The following is a 15,425-nucleotide window of genomic DNA, read 5'->3' as shown; positions in this document are numbered from 1 at the left end:
AGCGGCCCCGCGCAAATATCCTGGGCGGCGTGATCGTCCCGGAGATCGTGCGCAGCAAGGCCCGGGCGGCCGGTGCGCAGGCGTGGCTGGCCGCGGTGCCCGGCCTGGTCGCCGGCCTGGAGTCGGACTGGGACATCCGGGTCGGCCGGGTGCTGGAGGGCGGCACCGAGGCCCTTGTCGCCGAGGCCGAGCTGGCCGGCGGCACCCCGGCCGTGCTCAAGCTGCACATCGACCGGCCCGGCGGGCACGCCCGGCACGAGGCCACGGTGCTGCGCCTGGCCGGCGGCGACGGCTGCGCCCGCCTGCTGCGCGCCGACGAGGCCCGCTCCGCGCTGCTGCTGGAGCGGCTGGGCCCGGCGCTGTCCGAGTTCGGCCTGCCGCTGCTCCGCCGCCTGGAGATCCTCGCCGACGCCGCCGCCCGCGGCGCGCCGCGGCCCACGACGACGAGCGGGCCACGCTGGTCCACGGCGACGTGCACCAGTGGAACGCGCTGCGGGCCCCCGGCGGCGGCTTCCGGCTCGTGGACCCGGACGGGCTGCTGGCGGAGGCGGAGTACGACCTGGGGGTCCTCATGCGCGAGGACCCCGAGGACCTCATGGCCGGCGACCCGCGCGCCCGCGCGCGCTGGCTGGCCGCCCGCACCGGCCGGGACGAGGCGGCGATCTGGGAGTGGGGCGTGGCCGAGCGAGTCTCGACCGGTCTGCTCCTGCACGAGGTCGGTCTGCAGCCGGTGGCCCGCGAGATGCTCGCCGCCGCCGACCGCATAGCGTTGCTGCCGTGAGCATCGTCAGCGTGCACGTCCGCCTGCGCCCGCGCGAGCTCGAGCACCTCCGCGAGCTGCTCGCCGCCACGCCGGCCGCCGCGTACGAGTACGCCTCGTCCCTGCGCGACGCGGGCCAGCGGGGCCTGGACGTCGACAAGGCCTGGGCCGCGCTGGACCGCCTGCTGACCCGCCGCGAGGCCCCGGTGGCCGTCTTCGGCGGCGGCGAGGCGCTGAGCACGCACGAGTGGGGCTACGACGCCCCGCGCCTGCTGGACCCGGGCTCGGTCGCCGAGGCCGCGCGCTTCCTGGCCGCCACCCCGTTCCCGTCCCTGGCCGGCGACGACGCGCTCGAGGTGCTGGACGCTTCCGGGGTGTACCCCGGGATCTGGGACGAGGACTGGGCGCTGGACTACCTGTCGTACCACTACGCCCGCCTCGCCGCCCTGTTCCGCGCGGCGGCCGCGGCCCGCGAGCCGATCCTCACCTGGACGGCCTGAGCTCCCCGGACGGGCGACCCCCGAACGATGGATCCGGTGCCGAAACGGCTACGGGCGGTAACGGCGGGCGGGACCATGGCAGAGTCCCGTCCCCCAAACGTTCGGAGCCTCGACGCCGATGCCCGCGAACCGGATGCGGCGCGCGGCGGAGCGCTCGCTGCGCCGGGACGCCGGCCGCCCACCGGCGCTGCTGGGCCCGGACGGCGCGCGCGTCGACCCCGCCACCCTGCTGGAGCGCCGCGGCGAGCGCCTGTGGCTGCTGACCTCCCCGGGCGCCGCCGACGCCGATCCCCTGGCCTGGCTGTCGCGGGTCGCGCGGCTGCGGGCGGCCGCCGACCCGGCCGTCGCCCAGCGCCCGGTGCTCGTCGACCTGCCCCGCCTCGCCGCCGACGGCCCGGTGACCACCGACGGGGTGCTGGCCGCCGTGACCGGCCCCGGCGCCCGGTCCAGGTCGGCCAATGCGAAGCCGCGCCGGGCCCGACCGGGCGAAACCGAGCACGGCTACCTGGTGCTGCTGGCCGGGCTGGACACGGCCGGCGGCGCGGTGCGGGCGGCCGTGGCCGGCCTCCCCGGCCCGCTGGCCCGGCTCGCCGCGGCCTCGACCGTCATCACGCTCTCCCACGCGGAGCCGGTCCCCGGTTTCCACGCCCCCGCCGTGGTGCTTGCCGCCCCCGGGGCCGGCAGCGGCCCGGACGCGGACCCGCACGCGCTGGCCGGGGAGGCGGCGTGGGAGGCGCTGGCGGGGCGGCTGCGCACCCAGCGGCCGTGGCCGGCCGGCCTGCTCTCGGCCGTGGTGACGGCCTGCACGACGGCGCCCGAGCAGCTGCGGTGGCGCATCATCGACGATCTCGCCGCGCTGCCCGACCGGCGGCTGCTGTTCCAGGCGGCGATGGCGGCCGGGGCGGCCGACGACGACGGGGTGCGCCGGGCCGCCCGCACCGAGATCGAGTCGCTCGCCGGGACCGCGGCGGGGGTCCGTGACGCCCGGTGGCTGGGGCGGCTGCTGGACGTGCTCGCGGTGCTCGACGCGGGGGCGCACCGGCCCGACGCCGACGCGCCCGCGCCCGACGCGGTACTGCTGCGGATGGCCGCGACCGGGCGCCCCGGCTCGGCGCCGCTGACCCTGCTGGCCCGCCGCGACCCGGGCGCCGCGATCGCCGCCGCGGAGCGGACCGCCGACCCGCTCGACCTGGACGCGGTGGCGCGGGCGGCCGGCGACCCGCAGGTGGCCCGGGCCGTGGTGCGGCGGGGCGGGGTGTACCCGCCGTGGGAGACGGCCCTGGTGTACCGCGCCCAGCTCGACCCGGCCGTGGCCAACGCCCTGCTGGCCGAGCCCGACCCCGTCGGCGGGCCGGCGCTCGCGGGCCGCTGGCGGGAGTTCCCGCTCACCCGCGGCAGCGCCCTCGGCCGGCTCCTCGACGACGTGCTGGCTCGCCCGTGGGTGTGGCCGGCGCACGCCGCGCCGCTGCTGCTCACGCTGTCGGGCGCGCGGCCGCCCGCGTCGCCGGTGCCGGTGCTCGCCGCCGCCCTGCCCCGCGCGGGGGCCGGTGCGATGGCGGCCGCCCTGGCCGTGCTCGCCGCCGGCCGGCTGGCCGGGCCCGACGTCACGCCGCCGCTCGCCACCACGGCGGTCGTCGCCGCCGTCGCCGTGGCCGGCCTCTGCGTGACCCTCCGCCTCCACCAGTGGCGCGCCGCCACGAGCGTGTCCACGGCGCCCGATGCTGCTGCGTCGCCCGATGCCTCCGCGGCGCGGGCGCCCCGCGCTTCCGGTCCGCCGACGCCGCTGCGCGCCCTCGCGGCGAGCGCCCGGAGGCGCGCCCTGCGGCGGCTTGCGGGCATCGCGACGGGCCCGATGGACGGGCGGCCGGTGCCGTTTCGCCGGGAGCACGTGCTCGCGGCCGTGGCCGGGCTCGGCGTACGGCCGATCCGGAGGCTGGCGCCGGGGCGGTTCGTGCTGGACGAGCCGCTGCGGCGGGCCTGCGTGCGGGCAGGGGTGCCCGAGGCCGAGATCACCCACCTGCTGCGCCTGCTCGCCGCCCGGTGGAGGCTGCGCGCCGCGGCGGTTCCCGTGCTCCCCGGGCAGGCGTTCCCCCCGGGCAGCGAGAGCCGGGCGCCGGCCGAGGGCTAAAACCGGTGGCCTGAAGTTGTGTCCGTAACTCGCCCAAGTGGATCGTCGAGGGCAGGGGAAGGCCTCGTCGAGGTTGGCGGCTAGACCGGGTCGAACACGAAGTAGGGGTGCTCGGCCTCGATGATCCGCACGGCGACGTCAAGGCCAACGAGCGCCAGGCTGATGGATTCCTCCTTCGAACGCTCCGCCCAGGCGCGGGTCAGCGTTATCTGACCGAACACGTAGTGGCCCTCGGTCATCTGCACAATGCCGAGGGCGTACGGCAGGAAGGGCTCCCAGAACGCGTACGGGGCGCGATGCAGCACCGACGAGCTGTAGATCGAGCCGGTCCCGGCCCCGTCTTCCCAGCCGAGGTCCTTGGACAGGCAGGAGGGGCACAGCCAACGAGGGTGCCACACGACCTCACCGCACTGGTGGCAGCGCTGGTGGCGGAACCGGCCTTCCCGCAAGCCGGCCCAGAACGGCGCGGCCTCCGGGGAGTATCGGGCGACGACGCGGGAGTCGTCCTCAGAACGCATGTCAGGCTCCAATGCTCAACGCGACAGCAGGGTGACGTGGTGGCAGGCCATCATGCCGCCGACCGCGTGGGTCAGCGCGATGCCCGGGTGCTGCACCTGCAGGCCGAGCGCCTCGCCCCGGAGCTGGCGAACCGCCTCGATGATCGGGTCCATGCCACAGCTGATGCCCGGCTGCCCGAAGGAGAGCCACCCGCCGTTGGTGTTCCAGGGCAGGTCGCCGCCGGGGCGCAGCCGGCCGGAGCGCACGAGTGCGGGCGCCTGACCCTTTTCGCAGAAGCCGAAGTCCTCCATGAAGATCATGGCCATGTGCGTGAAGTTGTTTCCGCACTGCACCATCCCGACGTCGGACGCGGTGATCCCCGCCATCTCGTAGGCGCGCCGCGAGGCGTGGCGTGCTCCGGTATGGGTCAGGTTCGGCAGCGGCCCGAGGTCGTGTGGCGAGGAGCGCAGCGCCATGCGGTCGGTCGCGTACTCGTGCGTGTTCATGCCGCCGAAGCCGAGGATGCGCACGGGCTTGTCGGTCAGGTCGGCCGCGCGCTCGGCACTCGTCACGAGCAGCGCGCCGCCGGTGCCCTGCGGGCCCCAGATCGCGGAGTTCCACAGCCTGATCGGGTCGGCGATCATCCGCGACCGGAGCACGGTGTCGATCGTGATCTCGCCCTTGGGGCCTTTCGCGGAGTACGGGTGGTGCACCGCCCACGCCTGATGGTCGACGGCCACCTGGGCGAGGTCCGCCTCCGTGACCCCGTACTCGTGCATGTACCGCGTGGCGCCCTGCGCGTAGATCGAGGGCACGGTCGGCCCGTACGGCAGCTCGAACTCGGGGTCGGAGTCGTAGCCGGCCGTCTTCTTGATGTGCGACGCGGACGAGCCGGGGTTGTCGGCGACGAGGATCAGCGCGTAGTCGATGATGCCCGCCGAGACGAAGGCCGACGCGTAGGCGAGGGTCGCGTTGACGCCCGCGCCGTGCGAGGTCACCTCCGAGGTGTACGCCGGAGTGATCTTGAGGTAGCTGCTGATGATGTTGTTCCACTGCGGGCGCAGGTCCATCGTGGGCGAGCGCCCCGTGAACACGCCGCCGATGAGGTCCCGGCTGATGCCCGTCTTCCTCACCAGGTCGAGGAAGGCATCGACGGCGAGCTCGGTCGTGTGCTTGGGATCGTCGTCGGTACCGTAGGCGTCGCCGTAGTTGGCGATCGCGACGTCCAGCCCCTTCATCGCGTGGTCCCCTCCGGCCGCGGCGGGCACGCCCGCAGCACGCCCGTGCTCCTGTCGATCGGCCATTCGACGAGCTTGTGCCGCTCGATCTCCCGTTTCGTGACCGAACGGGGCAGCTCGTCCACGAACACGAACTCGACCGGGGTCTTGAAGTACGCGAGCCGCTCCTTGCACCACTCGGCGAGGGCATCCGGGTCCGGGCTCGCCGCCCGGGAGCTCACGTATGCCCTGATGTCCTGCTCCCCGAGCTCGGCGGGGATGCCCACGACCGCCGCCTCGATCACGCTCGGGTGCTGCTCGATGACCTCCTCGACCTCGGCGACGGACACGTTCTCGCCGCGGCGGCGGATCCAGTGCGCCTGCCGGCCGACCACGTGCAGCCAGCCGTCCTCGTCGAGATAGGCGAGATCACCGGTGTGGATCCAGAAGTTGCGCCAGCGCTGCAGGGTCTCGGCCGGCCGGTTGTAGTAGCCGAGCGACATCGAGTACGGGAGGGCCGGCCGCAGCAGCAGTTCGCCGATCTCGCCGCTGGGCAGCGGCTCGTCGTGCTCCCCGGCGATACGCACCTCGGCCCACCCGCGGGGGCGGCCGGATGAGCCGGCCCTGGAGTCCGCCGGCGTGTTCGTGAACAGCATGGTGCCGGTCTCGGTCGACCCGTAGGTGCTGACGATCTTCGTGCCGAACCGCCGCTCGAACTCCTCCGCCGGCCCGCGGCCGATGGCGAGGCGGAGCGTGTGCTCGCGGTCACGGGGCGAGGGCTCGGCCTTGAGCAGGATCGACATCATGGTCGGCATGATCTCGCCGATGGTCGCGCCGAAGCCGTCGGCGATGTCCCAGAACCGGCTCGCGCTGAACCACTTCGGCAGCATCGTCGGGATGCCGCTGGCGAAGGGCCCGAGCAGGCCCATCTCCTGCCCGCCGCAGTGAAAGAGCTGGGTGGAGGACAGGTGCCGGTCGCCCGGCCGAGGGTCGTACACGGTCTTGTACCGCTCGATCGCGCACAGGTAGGAGAAGTGCGTCCGCATCGTCGCCTTGGGCAGGCCCGTCGTGCCGCCCGTGAAGAGGATGCAGGCCGTGTCGCTGGGCTCCGCGACGACGGGCAGCGCGGACGTGTCGGCGTCGAACAGCTCGTCGAACCCGAGGTCGCCCCAGGCCGGCCCGGTGTCGCGGATCCGCACGTGCAGCCTCGTGCCGCCCGCCGCGGTGACGGCGGGGATGCTCGCCACGGTCTGGACGTACTCGTCGCCGGCGATGAGCGCGATCGGGTCGCTCTCGCCGAGGGCGTGGGAGAGGTCGCGGGCGGCGAGCGAGGTGTTGAGCGGCACCGCGATCGCGCCGATCTTCATCGCCGCGATCCAGGTGAGCAGCTGCGGGGTGCCGTTGGGCAGGATCGTCGCGATGCGGTCCCCGCGCCGGATCCCGCGGGCGAGGAAGCCGCGGGCCAGCGCGTTGCTCTGCCGCTCGATGTCGCCGTAGGTGAGGGGCGCCTCCCCCGAGAAGCTCACCGCCTCCCGATCGCCGAGTCGCTCCGCCTGGGATGTCACGAGTTCGCCAAGAGTGCTCCACGGCGCACTCGCCGCGCCATTCGACATCACATCCAACGCAACCACCTTTCAGTCGAACGACCAGTTAGTCACTTCTTCGGGAGATACCATTTGCCGCATCGCGCCCGGCTGCGGATTCCGAGCGCGACGATGCGGCGGCGAACTACGGCGGGGGCCGGGCATGCCGACGCCCGGCATGCGAGGACGAGCCCCGAAGGCCGCCCCGTCCACCCGGACCTCCCTGACGGCCGCCCGCGGTGCGCTCCCGCAGTCATCCGGGACGGCGGCGGCCACGCCGTCCCGGACGACTCGCGCGCGGAGGCGGTCAGCGGGTGAAGGTCGCCGCGAACCAGCCGGAGGTGTCCGTGAGGTCCGACTGCTTGATCGATGCCCAGTCGTCGCGCCGCACGAGGCCCTTCGGGTCCTGGAGGGTGCCGGGGATGTTCGGCAGCACGCTCATCGCCTGCTGGTCCGAGTTCAGGATCGCCTGACCGTCCGCTCCCATGGCGAAGTCGAGCAGCAAGAGGCCGGCGTTGGGGTGTCCGCTCTTGGCCATGGCCACCGCGTAGAAGGTGAACGCGGTCGTGCCGCCGGGCGGGAGCTGGTAGTCGATGGGCGCGTCCTTGGCCTTCAGCAGCTGGACCGAGGCCGCGTTGCCCGTCGGCGAGGCGAGCAGCTCGCCGCTCGCGATCGACTGCGCGGTGACCGACATGGCGCTGTCGATGTGCGGCGCCTGCTTCGCCAGCTGCTTGAAGTAGTCGTCACCGAGCTCCTTGCGCAGGAAGAGGTACTCCGCCTGGTGCGCGGCGGCCGTCGGGACGTTCGGGATGCCGACGCGACCCTTGAACTTCGGCGTCAGCAGGTCTTCGTAGGTCGGCGGCCCGGACAGCAGCTTCGTGTTCCAGACCAGCACGTAGGGGTTCACGGAGATCGGCGCCAGGTCGACGCCGAGGTCCGCGGCGGGGTAACCCGCGGCGCCAGGACCGGCCGGCTTCGCCAGCAGGCCCTTCTGGTGCAGGCCGGTGAGGAAGTTGTAGTCGGAGTTGGACAGCAGCATGTCCACGTCGAGGCCCCGCCCGGCCGAGATCTCGGCGCCGAGCCGGGTCACCTGCTCGGAGGAGATGAGCTTCACCATGCTCACTTTGATCTTGGGGTACTTCTTCTCGAAAGCCGTCGCCAGCCTGCCCGCGACCTTGTCGTCCGCGGCCGACCAGACGGTGACCACGCCCTCCTGCTCGGCGGCCGCAACGACCGCATCCCAGCCGCCCTGCGTATCGGCGGTCTTCATCTCGCCGCGGCCACCGGAACAGGCCGACACGACCAGCACGGACAGCGCGGCCGCCGTGATCGATAACGCTCGCCGCAGAATCCCCCGACTCTCCCAGCCATTGCAGTTCCATATCCGTAACCCTCCATGGGCGCAGATCGGGGAAGGACTCGCAACACATGCGGCCCTTGCTAGCCAATGATAGTTACTACCTAGGTAGGTATCAATCGTCACGGCCTGGAGGCCGGCGGCCTATACCGCATCGTGACCGAGAGCCTCGGCCGTGACGACCGCCCAGCGCTCGAAGACGCCGAGCCCCTCGCCCACCGCGCCGGAGTCGACGAGGGCCCCGATCCGCTCCGGGCCGTAGCCCAGCCGGCCGAGCACCCGCCGGCCGTCCGCGCCCCGGTCGGGTGCCGGCCAGCCGGGCCGGTCGAGCGCCACGCTGCAGGCCGGCCGCGGCACAACCTGCCGCATCCGGCCGAACTTGGGGTGCTCGAACCGCCGCAGGATTCCCCGCCGGGACAGTTCGCCCTGCGTGGCAGCGTCATGCACGTCGGCCTCCGCCGGGTGGCCGTCGCGCGCGGTGGACGCCTCGACCGCGCAGCGCGATCCGGCCTGCAGGCGCACGGCGGTGCGCAACAGGCTGCCGCGCACGATCGAGCCGTTGCCGCGCCGCTGACGTCCCCGCAGCGCGACGAGGGTGCCGAAGGCGCCGAGGTAGCCGGTGGCGTAGTCGTTCACCGGGTACGGCACCTGGACGGGCGTGGCCCGCGCCCGGTCGTCCTGCATCCCCGACGCGGCCTGCGCGTTGTGCTCCCACCCCGCGCGCTCCTCCCACGGCCCGTCGTAGTCGAAGGCGTTGAGTTCGGTGACCACGAGGCCTGGGTGGCGCGCCACCAGCGTTCGCGCGTCAAGGCCGAATCCCGCGAGCTTGCCGCTGCGGAAGTTCTGCAGCACGACGTCGGCCCGGTCGATGAGCTTGCCGACGACCTCCACTCCCCCGTCCGTACGCAGGTCGACGATGATGCTCTCCTTGGTCCGGTTCACGTCGAACCACTGGAAGGGCGTGATCTCCCGGTCGGGGCTGTCCACCTTGACGACCTCGGCCCCCAGTTCGCCGAGGATGCGGCCGCAGGTCGGGCCGGCGAGCACGATGCAGAGGTCCACGACGCGAACGCCGTCGAGCGGGAGCGGCCCGGCCAGCGGCGCGCCGCGCCCGGCACCCGCGGTCGGAATCACGGTCACGGCCGGCCCGAGCGAGGACAGCCGGCCGGCGCCGGGGCCCGGCTTCGCGAGAATGCCACTTGCCACCAGGTGCGGCTCCGCGAGCGACTCCGCCCTGGTCCTGACGACGGTGCAGGCTCCGCCCGCGGCATTGATGTCGCGCTCCCATTCCCAGGAGTCGCCCCGCAGGAACAACTCGGCGAACCTGCCGCGCCACAGCGCTTCGGTCTCGCGGTCCGGCAGGACATCCAGGCCCGAGACGGCGTCGTCGACCCACTCCGGATGTCCCGCGACGCTCATCAGCGCGCGCACGAACTTCGGGTACAGGCCGTGCAGCTGCACGAAACGGCCGTCGCGGCAGCGGTAGATCTCCATCATCGGCAGGTGCGGCCGGGTCGCGCCATCCGGCATCGGCGGCGCGTCGAAGTCGACGAGCCTCCTGCTCAGCACGGTGGCCGCCGCCACGTCGAGGGGCACGGTGATCGCGACGCGGTCGCGGGCCTCACGCAACAGCGCGGCGACGACGTAGACCGCGCCGATCAGGGAGGCGTAGTGGCTCGCGACCGGCAGCGGGTCGACATGTGGCGGGGTGCCGCCGAGGCGGTTGATGCCGACCTCCGCGGCGATCTTCGCGTCGATGTCGTCGTCCTCCGCGGACCAGCCGGGATGCTCCGCCGTCAGCGAGGGCACGATGGCGCACACCACGATCGAGGGCCTCGTGGCGTGGATGCGCCCGGCCGGCCAGCCGGCCGACGCGACGGCGCCCGGCCTGGCGTCATCGAGTAGGACGTCGGCGCCGCGGAGCCGCCCGGCGAAGCCGGTTCCGGCGACGGCATCCAGGGTGACGGTCTCCACCGTCGCGCCGTGGTCGGCCAGCAGCGAGCAGAGGTAGTCACCGGCGAGGCTCGCCCCGACGCGAATGACCGTCACGTCGTCGAGCTCCCGCCCGCGCGCGCCGCCGTCATTCATTACTACCTCCGCTGATAGATACTCGACTGGGCCCAGAGGCCACTTCCGGCGCCAGGAACAATGGGCAGCTCATCCAGACTCCCTCCGCCTCTTACCCGGCCGTGGGCGCGATCACTACCAACTGGAAGAGTTAGCATGGCCACCATAGGTCCGCCCGACGAGCCGGTCAACGGTTCGGGGCGTAGAGAGGCGCCGCAGCCGAGGTCTCGGCACGCGAAGCGGCCCCTTCCCGCCGGCGCGAAGCGGGGAGCATGGCCGCCTGGGCCACGTCGCCGGACCAGCCGGCGGAACTGAACCGCCCCGGCCACGCCGAGCCGGGGCCCTACGCCGCCCCGCCACGGTCGTGCAGGAGGCTAACGGCGGGTCAGCAGGCGGGCGGCGGTGTTGCGGGCGGCCAGGGCCAGGCGGGTGCGGGGCACGATCAGAGCGGCGGAGCGGCCGGCGTGGCGCACCTTCGGGTCGGTCCGGGTGCGGTGCTCGGCCTCGTAGCGGCGCAGCGCGGCGCCGAGGTCCGAGGGCGCGCCGGACAGGGCCGTGGCCAGGGTGTGCGCGCCGGCCATGGCCAGGCTCGAGCCGTCGCCGAAGAGGGAGACGCAGGAGGCGGCGTCGCCGGCCAGGGTCACCCGGCCGCGGGTCCAGGCCGGTAGGTGCACGCGGCTGACGGCGTCGAAGTACAGCTCGGCGGTCTCCAGCCTTTCCAGCAGCTGCGGGGCGCGCCACCCCGCGCCCGCGTAGGCGTCGGCGACGAACCGGCGGTGGGCGGCCGTGTCGCGGTGGTCCATCCCGGGCACCGCCGCGCCGCGGAAGATGAGGGCGGCCAGGGCGTTGCCGCGGGCCGGGTGCACGGAGACCATGCGGCCCGGCTCGTTGTACATCAGCACGTCGCGCGGATCGTCCGACGGCCCGCCCAGGGGCAGGGTCGCGACCCAGACGCCCAGGTGGCGCACCACCTCGCGCTCGGGGGCGAAGGCCAGGCGGCGCACGGCCGAGTGCAGCCCGTCGGCGCCGACGACGAGGTCGAAGCGCTGCGGGGCGGCGCGGTCGAAGGTGACGCCGACGCCGGCGTCGTCGGGCTCCAGCGCGGTGACGGCGTCGTCGTAGCGGAAGTCGGCGTGGTCGCGGGCGGCGGCGAAGAGCACCGCGGCCAGGTCCGCGCGGGGGATCTCGACGGCGTCGGGGCTGGTCTGCATCGGCAGCCGGGCGATCGTGCGGCCGACCGCGTCGACGACCCGCATGGCGTCGGCGTGGGTGGCGTGCTCGCGCAGGGCCGCCAGCACGCCCATGGCGCGGGCCACGGGCAGGGCCGGGCCGCGGACGTCGACCGGGTTGCCGCTGGAGCGCACGCCGGCGGCGCGCTCGACGACGGTGACCCGCCAGCCGCCGCGGGCCAGGAAGTAGGCGGCGGTGGTGCCGGCCACGCCGGCGCCGGAGATGAGGACCGAAGGCGTCATGCCTCGACGATATTCGCACTGAGTGCAAGTTTGCAATGAGTGCCAGCTAACACTCAGTGCGATATGCTGCGGGCATGTCGTTGCGGGAGATGAAGCGGCAGCGCACGCGGCAGGCGCTGGTCGAGGCGGCGATCGAGCTGTTCGAGCGGGACGGGTACGAGCAGACGACGATCGCCGACATCGCCGCGGCGGCCGAGATCGGGACGCGGACGTTCTTCGGGTACTTCGCCACGAAGGAGGACCTGCTCTTCCCCGAGTCCGACGCGCGGGTGGCGGCGTCGCTCGCCGAGATCGCGGCCCGCGGGCCCGGCGACGGGCCGGTCGAGGTCCTGCTGCGCGCCCTGCACCGCGTCGGCGACGACAGCGACGACCTCACCGGCCGGCTGGCCGCGCTGCGGCTGCGCCTCATCCAGCAGGTGCCGGCGGTGCGCGGCAAGGCGCTGCAGATGCAGGTGGCGGCCCAGGCCGAGATCGCGCGGCACCTGGCCGCGGCGTTCCCCGACGAGCTCGACCACGTCACCTCTGCCGCGCTGGTCGGGGCCTTCGTCGGCGCGGTCACCGGGGCCCTCGCCGCCCTGCTGGAGCCCTCGATGCCGCAGGATCCCGCGGTGGTACAGCGGGAAGTCCAGCGAGCCACCGAAGTAGCGCTTCGCCCATGGCTCGCACACGATGTGCGACGACAGGGGTCGCGGACCCCGTAAACGTGGCCCATGCGAGGCGAACACGGGTCGGCCGGCGAGCGGCTGATGCAGCAGCAGGCGGGGACGGTACAGCGGGCCGAGCGCTTCTACGACCAGCAGGTCCTGTCCGCGCTCAACGACCGGATGATCGAGTTCATCGGGCGGCAGGAGATGATGTTCGTCGCCACCGCCGACGCGCTCGGGCATTGCGACTGCACGTTCCGGGCCGGGCCGCCGGGCTTCGTCGCCGTGCTGGCGCCGGACCGGGTGGCGTGGCCGGAGTACCGCGGCAACGGCGTCATGGCCAGCGTCGGCAACGTGGTCGAGAACCCCAACGTCGGGCTCATCTTCGTGGACTTCTTCCGCGACGTGATCGGCCTGCACGTCAACGGCCACGCGACCCTCGCCCCCGACGCCGAGATGCGCCGCGAGTTCCCGCACCTGCCGAGCGACCAGGTGCCCGGACGGCGAGCGGAGCGCTGGGTGAACGTGTTCGTGGAGGAGGCGTACATCCACTGCGCCAAGCACATCCCGAAACTGCGCAAGGTGACGGCCGAGGACCGTGCGTGGGGCACCGACGACACGCGCCGCAAGGGGGGCGACTTCTTCGGCGTCGCCGCCGGGACATTGGGTACGGTTGGGCGATGAACAGCTTCTTCGACAAGGTCAAACACCTGGCTGACGAGCACGACGAGAAGGTCGACCAGGCACTGGAAAAGGTTGGCGACGTCATCGACGAGCGCACCGGAGGCAAATACACCGAGCACATCGAGAAGGGTGTCGCCGCCGCCCAGGAATACACCGGCAAGAACGACACCCAGCCCTGACCCCCGCACCCGCAACCCCCGCGAGGCCTAGTCAACCCATGAACTAGCGCCGCCGGGGCACCAGCTGGACCAGCGCGGCGAGCAGCACCTCGAGCACGACCAGCGCGACCAGGCTCGCCTGGAAGCCGCCGGTGATGCTCGCCGCGTGGTAGAACGCGAACCCGATGAGCGCCACCCCGACCGCGTTGCCCGTCTGGTTCACCGTGGCCAGCACGCCCGACGCGGCGCCGGCGTGCTCGGGGGCCACGTTGGTCAGCGCCAGCGTGGTCAGCGGCGCGAGGGCCATGCCCATGCCGACGCCCTCCAGCGCCAGGCCCGGCAGCAGCCAGGCGATCGGGTGGGTCGCCGCCGCCGCCATCGCGGCCAGCCCGGCGGCCATCACCAGCGCGCCGGCCGTGACCGACTGCCGTCCCATCCGGGCTGCGATGCGGTGCGCGTTGGTCGAGGTGAGCAGGTAGCCGCCGCCGACCGCCATGAACACCGCCCCCGACTCGAGTGCCGACAGGCCCCGGCCGGACTGCAGGTACAGCGCCAGCACGAGAAAGAACGACGCCTGGCCCATCCAGAACGCCTGCACGGCGACGAGGGCGGTGCTGAACGCCTTGCGGCGGAACATGCTCAGGTCGACGAGCGGGCTCCTGCGGTACCGCTGATGGGCCACGAATCCGGCGAGAGCACGGCGGCCAGGCCGAGGCACAGCCACGTCCACAGCGGCCAGCCCAGCTCGCGGCCCTGAATGAGCGGCAGGACGAGGGCGACCAGGGCCGCCGTGACCAGGGCCGCGCCGGGCAGGTCGAGCCGGCTGCCGGTGCCCCGCGACTCGGGGATGGTCCGCAGCATGGCGAGCGCGGCCACCCCGATCGGCAGGTTGATGAGGAAGCACAGCCGCCAGTCGAGGCCGAACAGGTCGGCCTTGATGAGCACGCCGCCGACCACCTGGCCGAAGACGGCGCCGAGGCCCAGCGTGAGGCCGTAGCGCGCGAACGCCTTCGGCTGCGCCGGCGCCGGCGCCGGCACCACGGTGCGCAGCACGGCCAGGGTCTGCGGCATGATCAGGGCGGCACCCACGCCCTGCAGCGCCCGCCCGGCGACGAGCGCCCAGGCGGCCGGCGCGACCCCGCAGAGCACCGAGGCCACCGTGAACAGCGTCAGGCCGGCCGCGAGCACCCGGCGGCGGCCGTAGATGTCGCCGAGCCGGCCGCCGGTGATGAGCCCGGTGGCGAGGGCCAGGCCGAAGCCGGCCACCACCCACTGCAGGGCGGACGGGCCGGCGCGCAGGTCGCGCTGGATCGCGGGCATCGCCACGTTGACGATGAAGAAGTCCAGCGCGGTCATGAACGTGACGGTGAGCAGGGCGGGCAGGACGCCGCGCGGGGCGCGGGGCGCGGCGCCGGCGCCGGTCGCCGCGGCGGTGATCGTCGGTGTCGTCATGGCCCAGGACGCTACGAAGCATCCCGGCCGGCGGAATCGGCATTGCTTAGGTAATGGTGACCGGCATGTAGGGTCGGTGGGTGCTCTTCGGCCGGACGGGGGAACAGGATCGGCTGCGCGCGCTCACCGAGGCGGCCCGCGACGGGTCCGGCGGCGCCCTGGTGCTGCGCGGCGGGCCCGGCATCGGCAAGACCGCACTGCTGGACTGGGCCGCCCGGCTGCCGGCCGCGCTGGTGCTGCGCGGCGGCGGCGTGGAGTTCGAGGCCGACCTGCCCTTCGCCGGGCTGAGCCAGCTGCTGCGCCCGGTGCTGGCCCACCTCGACCGGCTCCCGGCCCCGCAGAAGGCCGCGCTGTCCGGCGCCTTCGGTCTCGGGCCCGCCGGCGAGGCCGACCGGCTGCTGGTCGGCTTCGGGGTGCTCTCGCTGCTGGCCGAGGCGGCCGGGGACGGGCCGGTGCTGTGCCTCGTCGACGACGCGCAGTGGCTCGACTCCGTCTCCGCCGACGCGCTGCTGTTCGCCGCCCGCCGCCTCGCCGGCGAGGGGGTCGCGCTGGTGCTCGCCGCGCGCGACGGCGGGTTCGCCGCCCCCGGGCTGCCGGAGGCGCGGATGGAGGGGCTGGGCGACGACGACGCCGGGCGGCTGCTGGAGCCGGGCATGGATCCGGCCCTGCGCCAGCGGATCCTCACCGAGGCGCAGGGCAACCCGCTCGCCCTCATCGAGCTGCCGCGGGCCGGGCGGGCCGCGCTCGCCGCCGCCGCGGACCCGCTGCCGGAGCGCCTGCAGGCCGCCTTCCACGGGCAGGTCGAGCGGCTGCCGCCGGTGTCCTCGGCGGCGGCGGCCAGCAGCGCCGCGCGCGTGGCCGGCGCTTACCGTACGGAGGCGGAGTGGACGATCGGCGGCCGGACC

Annotated in this window: 15 protein-coding genes and 1 pseudogene; 8 read left to right on the top strand and 8 right to left on the bottom strand. The window is 73.9% G+C overall.

Annotated elements, in window-relative coordinates; translation table 11 throughout:
- Nucleotides 1-29 precede the first annotated feature (29 nt).
- The 4 genes and pseudogenes from AB0M46_RS31655 to AB0M46_RS31640 form a co-directional block, all read left to right on the top strand.
- Nucleotides 30-317 (top strand): annotated as a pseudogene (locus tag AB0M46_RS31655) (aminoglycoside/hydroxyurea antibiotic resistance kinase); the annotation flags it as partial.
- 155 nt (nt 318-472) lie between these two features.
- A complete protein-coding gene (locus tag AB0M46_RS31650; RefSeq protein WP_363342076.1) occupies nt 473-781 on the top strand; it encodes a hypothetical protein in 309 nt (102 codons plus the stop codon).
- Entirely contained in the window at nt 778-1,260 is a 483-nt protein-coding gene (locus AB0M46_RS31645) for a DUF1877 family protein (RefSeq protein ID WP_363341972.1), read from the top strand. Before AB0M46_RS31650 ends, AB0M46_RS31645 begins: the two co-directional genes overlap by 4 nt.
- Nucleotides 1,261-1,378: 118 nt before the next feature.
- Complete coding sequence (locus AB0M46_RS31640; protein WP_363341970.1) at nt 1,379-3,388, top strand: hypothetical protein; 2,010 nt, start codon at nt 1,379-1,381, stop codon at nt 3,386-3,388.
- An 80-nt stretch (nt 3,389-3,468) separates the two neighbouring features.
- Here AB0M46_RS31640 and AB0M46_RS31635 read toward each other — a convergent pair whose 3' ends face one another.
- From AB0M46_RS31635 to AB0M46_RS31610, 6 genes are all read right to left on the bottom strand, one after another.
- A complete protein-coding gene (locus AB0M46_RS31635) occupies nt 3,469-3,906 on the bottom strand; it encodes a zinc ribbon domain-containing protein (protein WP_363341968.1) in 438 nt (145 codons plus the stop codon).
- Between the two features lie 15 nt (nt 3,907-3,921).
- Nucleotides 3,922-5,124 carry a thiolase family protein gene (locus AB0M46_RS31630; RefSeq protein WP_363341966.1) on the bottom strand — a complete coding sequence of 401 codons (1,203 nt, stop codon included), beginning with the start codon at nt 5,122-5,124 and terminating at the stop codon, nt 3,922-3,924.
- Entirely contained in the window at nt 5,121-6,668 is a 1,548-nt protein-coding gene (locus AB0M46_RS31625; protein ID WP_363341964.1) for an AMP-binding protein, read from the bottom strand. Before AB0M46_RS31625 ends, AB0M46_RS31630 begins: the two co-directional genes overlap by 4 nt.
- Nucleotides 6,669-6,993: 325 nt before the next feature.
- Nucleotides 6,994-7,956: an extracellular solute-binding protein gene (locus tag AB0M46_RS31620; protein WP_363341962.1), complete on the bottom strand. Its 963-nt coding sequence runs from the start codon at nt 7,954-7,956 to the stop codon at nt 6,994-6,996.
- A gap of 231 nt (nt 7,957-8,187) precedes the next feature.
- On the bottom strand, nt 8,188-10,131 hold the full coding sequence (locus tag AB0M46_RS31615) for a CoA transferase (protein ID WP_363341960.1): 1,944 nt from the start codon (nt 10,129-10,131) through the stop codon (nt 8,188-8,190).
- Between the two features lie 353 nt (nt 10,132-10,484).
- Nucleotides 10,485-11,582 (bottom strand): FAD-dependent monooxygenase, encoded by a 1,098-nt coding sequence (locus AB0M46_RS31610; protein WP_363341958.1) that lies wholly within the window; start codon nt 11,580-11,582, stop codon nt 10,485-10,487.
- Between the two features lie 74 nt (nt 11,583-11,656).
- On the opposite strand from AB0M46_RS31610, the gene AB0M46_RS31605 reads away from it, so the two are divergent.
- The 3 genes from AB0M46_RS31605 to AB0M46_RS31595 are packed head-to-tail and all read left to right on the top strand — an operon-like array spanning nt 11,657 to nt 13,089.
- Nucleotides 11,657-12,283 (top strand): TetR/AcrR family transcriptional regulator, encoded by a 627-nt coding sequence (locus AB0M46_RS31605; RefSeq protein WP_363341956.1) that lies wholly within the window; start codon nt 11,657-11,659, stop codon nt 12,281-12,283.
- A 9-nt stretch (nt 12,284-12,292) separates the two neighbouring features.
- Nucleotides 12,293-12,910 (top strand): pyridoxamine 5'-phosphate oxidase family protein, encoded by a 618-nt coding sequence (locus AB0M46_RS31600; RefSeq protein ID WP_363341954.1) that lies wholly within the window; start codon nt 12,293-12,295, stop codon nt 12,908-12,910.
- On the top strand, nt 12,907-13,089 hold the full coding sequence (locus tag AB0M46_RS31595) for an antitoxin (RefSeq protein WP_363341952.1): 183 nt from the start codon (nt 12,907-12,909) through the stop codon (nt 13,087-13,089). Before AB0M46_RS31600 ends, AB0M46_RS31595 begins: the two co-directional genes overlap by 4 nt.
- A 43-nt stretch (nt 13,090-13,132) precedes the next feature.
- Here AB0M46_RS31595 and AB0M46_RS31590 read toward each other — a convergent pair whose 3' ends face one another.
- Both AB0M46_RS31590 and AB0M46_RS31585 read right to left on the bottom strand, forming a co-directional pair.
- The gene (locus AB0M46_RS31590; protein WP_363341950.1) at nt 13,133-13,750 is read right to left on the bottom strand and encodes an MFS transporter; all 618 of its coding nucleotides are present in this window, start codon (nt 13,748-13,750) and stop codon (nt 13,133-13,135) included.
- Nucleotides 13,708-14,520, bottom strand: a complete 813-nt coding sequence (locus AB0M46_RS31585) for an MFS transporter (protein WP_363341948.1) — start codon at nt 14,518-14,520, stop codon at nt 13,708-13,710. Before AB0M46_RS31585 ends, AB0M46_RS31590 begins: the two co-directional genes overlap by 43 nt.
- An 80-nt stretch (nt 14,521-14,600) precedes the next feature.
- Here AB0M46_RS31585 and AB0M46_RS31580 point away from each other — a divergent pair.
- Nucleotides 14,601-15,425 (top strand): ATP-binding protein (locus tag AB0M46_RS31580; RefSeq protein WP_363341946.1); only part of this gene is annotated, 825 nt, incomplete at its 3' end.

The sequence above is a fragment of the Dactylosporangium sp. NPDC051485 genome (genome assembly GCF_040682015.1).
Classification (GTDB): domain Bacteria; phylum Actinomycetota; class Actinomycetes; order Mycobacteriales; family Micromonosporaceae; genus Dactylosporangium.
The sequence above is the reverse complement of the archived record's forward strand: the minus strand, read 5'-3'. Positions and strand labels throughout refer to the sequence as shown.

Coding starts and splice junctions, on each gene's coding strand:
- AB0M46_RS31640 (WP_363341970.1), top strand. CDS start 1,379: ATGCCCGCGAACCGGATGCGGCGCGCGGCGGAGCGCTCGCTGCGCCGG.
- AB0M46_RS31635 (WP_363341968.1), bottom strand. CDS start 3,906: ATGCGTTCTGAGGACGACTCCCGCGTCGTCGCCCGATACTCCCCGGAG.
- AB0M46_RS31630 (WP_363341966.1), bottom strand. CDS start 5,124: ATGAAGGGGCTGGACGTCGCGATCGCCAACTACGGCGACGCCTACGGT.
- AB0M46_RS31620 (WP_363341962.1), bottom strand. CDS start 7,956: ATGAAGACCGCCGATACGCAGGGCGGCTGGGATGCGGTCGTTGCGGCC.
- AB0M46_RS31615 (WP_363341960.1), bottom strand. CDS start 10,131: ATGAATGACGGCGGCGCGCGCGGGCGGGAGCTCGACGACGTGACGGTC.
- AB0M46_RS31610 (WP_363341958.1), bottom strand. CDS start 11,582: ATGACGCCTTCGGTCCTCATCTCCGGCGCCGGCGTGGCCGGCACCACC.
- AB0M46_RS31605 (WP_363341956.1), top strand. CDS start 11,657: ATGTCGTTGCGGGAGATGAAGCGGCAGCGCACGCGGCAGGCGCTGGTC.
- AB0M46_RS31600 (WP_363341954.1), top strand. CDS start 12,293: ATGCGAGGCGAACACGGGTCGGCCGGCGAGCGGCTGATGCAGCAGCAG.
- AB0M46_RS31595 (WP_363341952.1), top strand. CDS start 12,907: ATGAACAGCTTCTTCGACAAGGTCAAACACCTGGCTGACGAGCACGAC.
- AB0M46_RS31585 (WP_363341948.1), bottom strand. CDS start 14,520: ATGACGACACCGACGATCACCGCCGCGGCGACCGGCGCCGGCGCCGCG.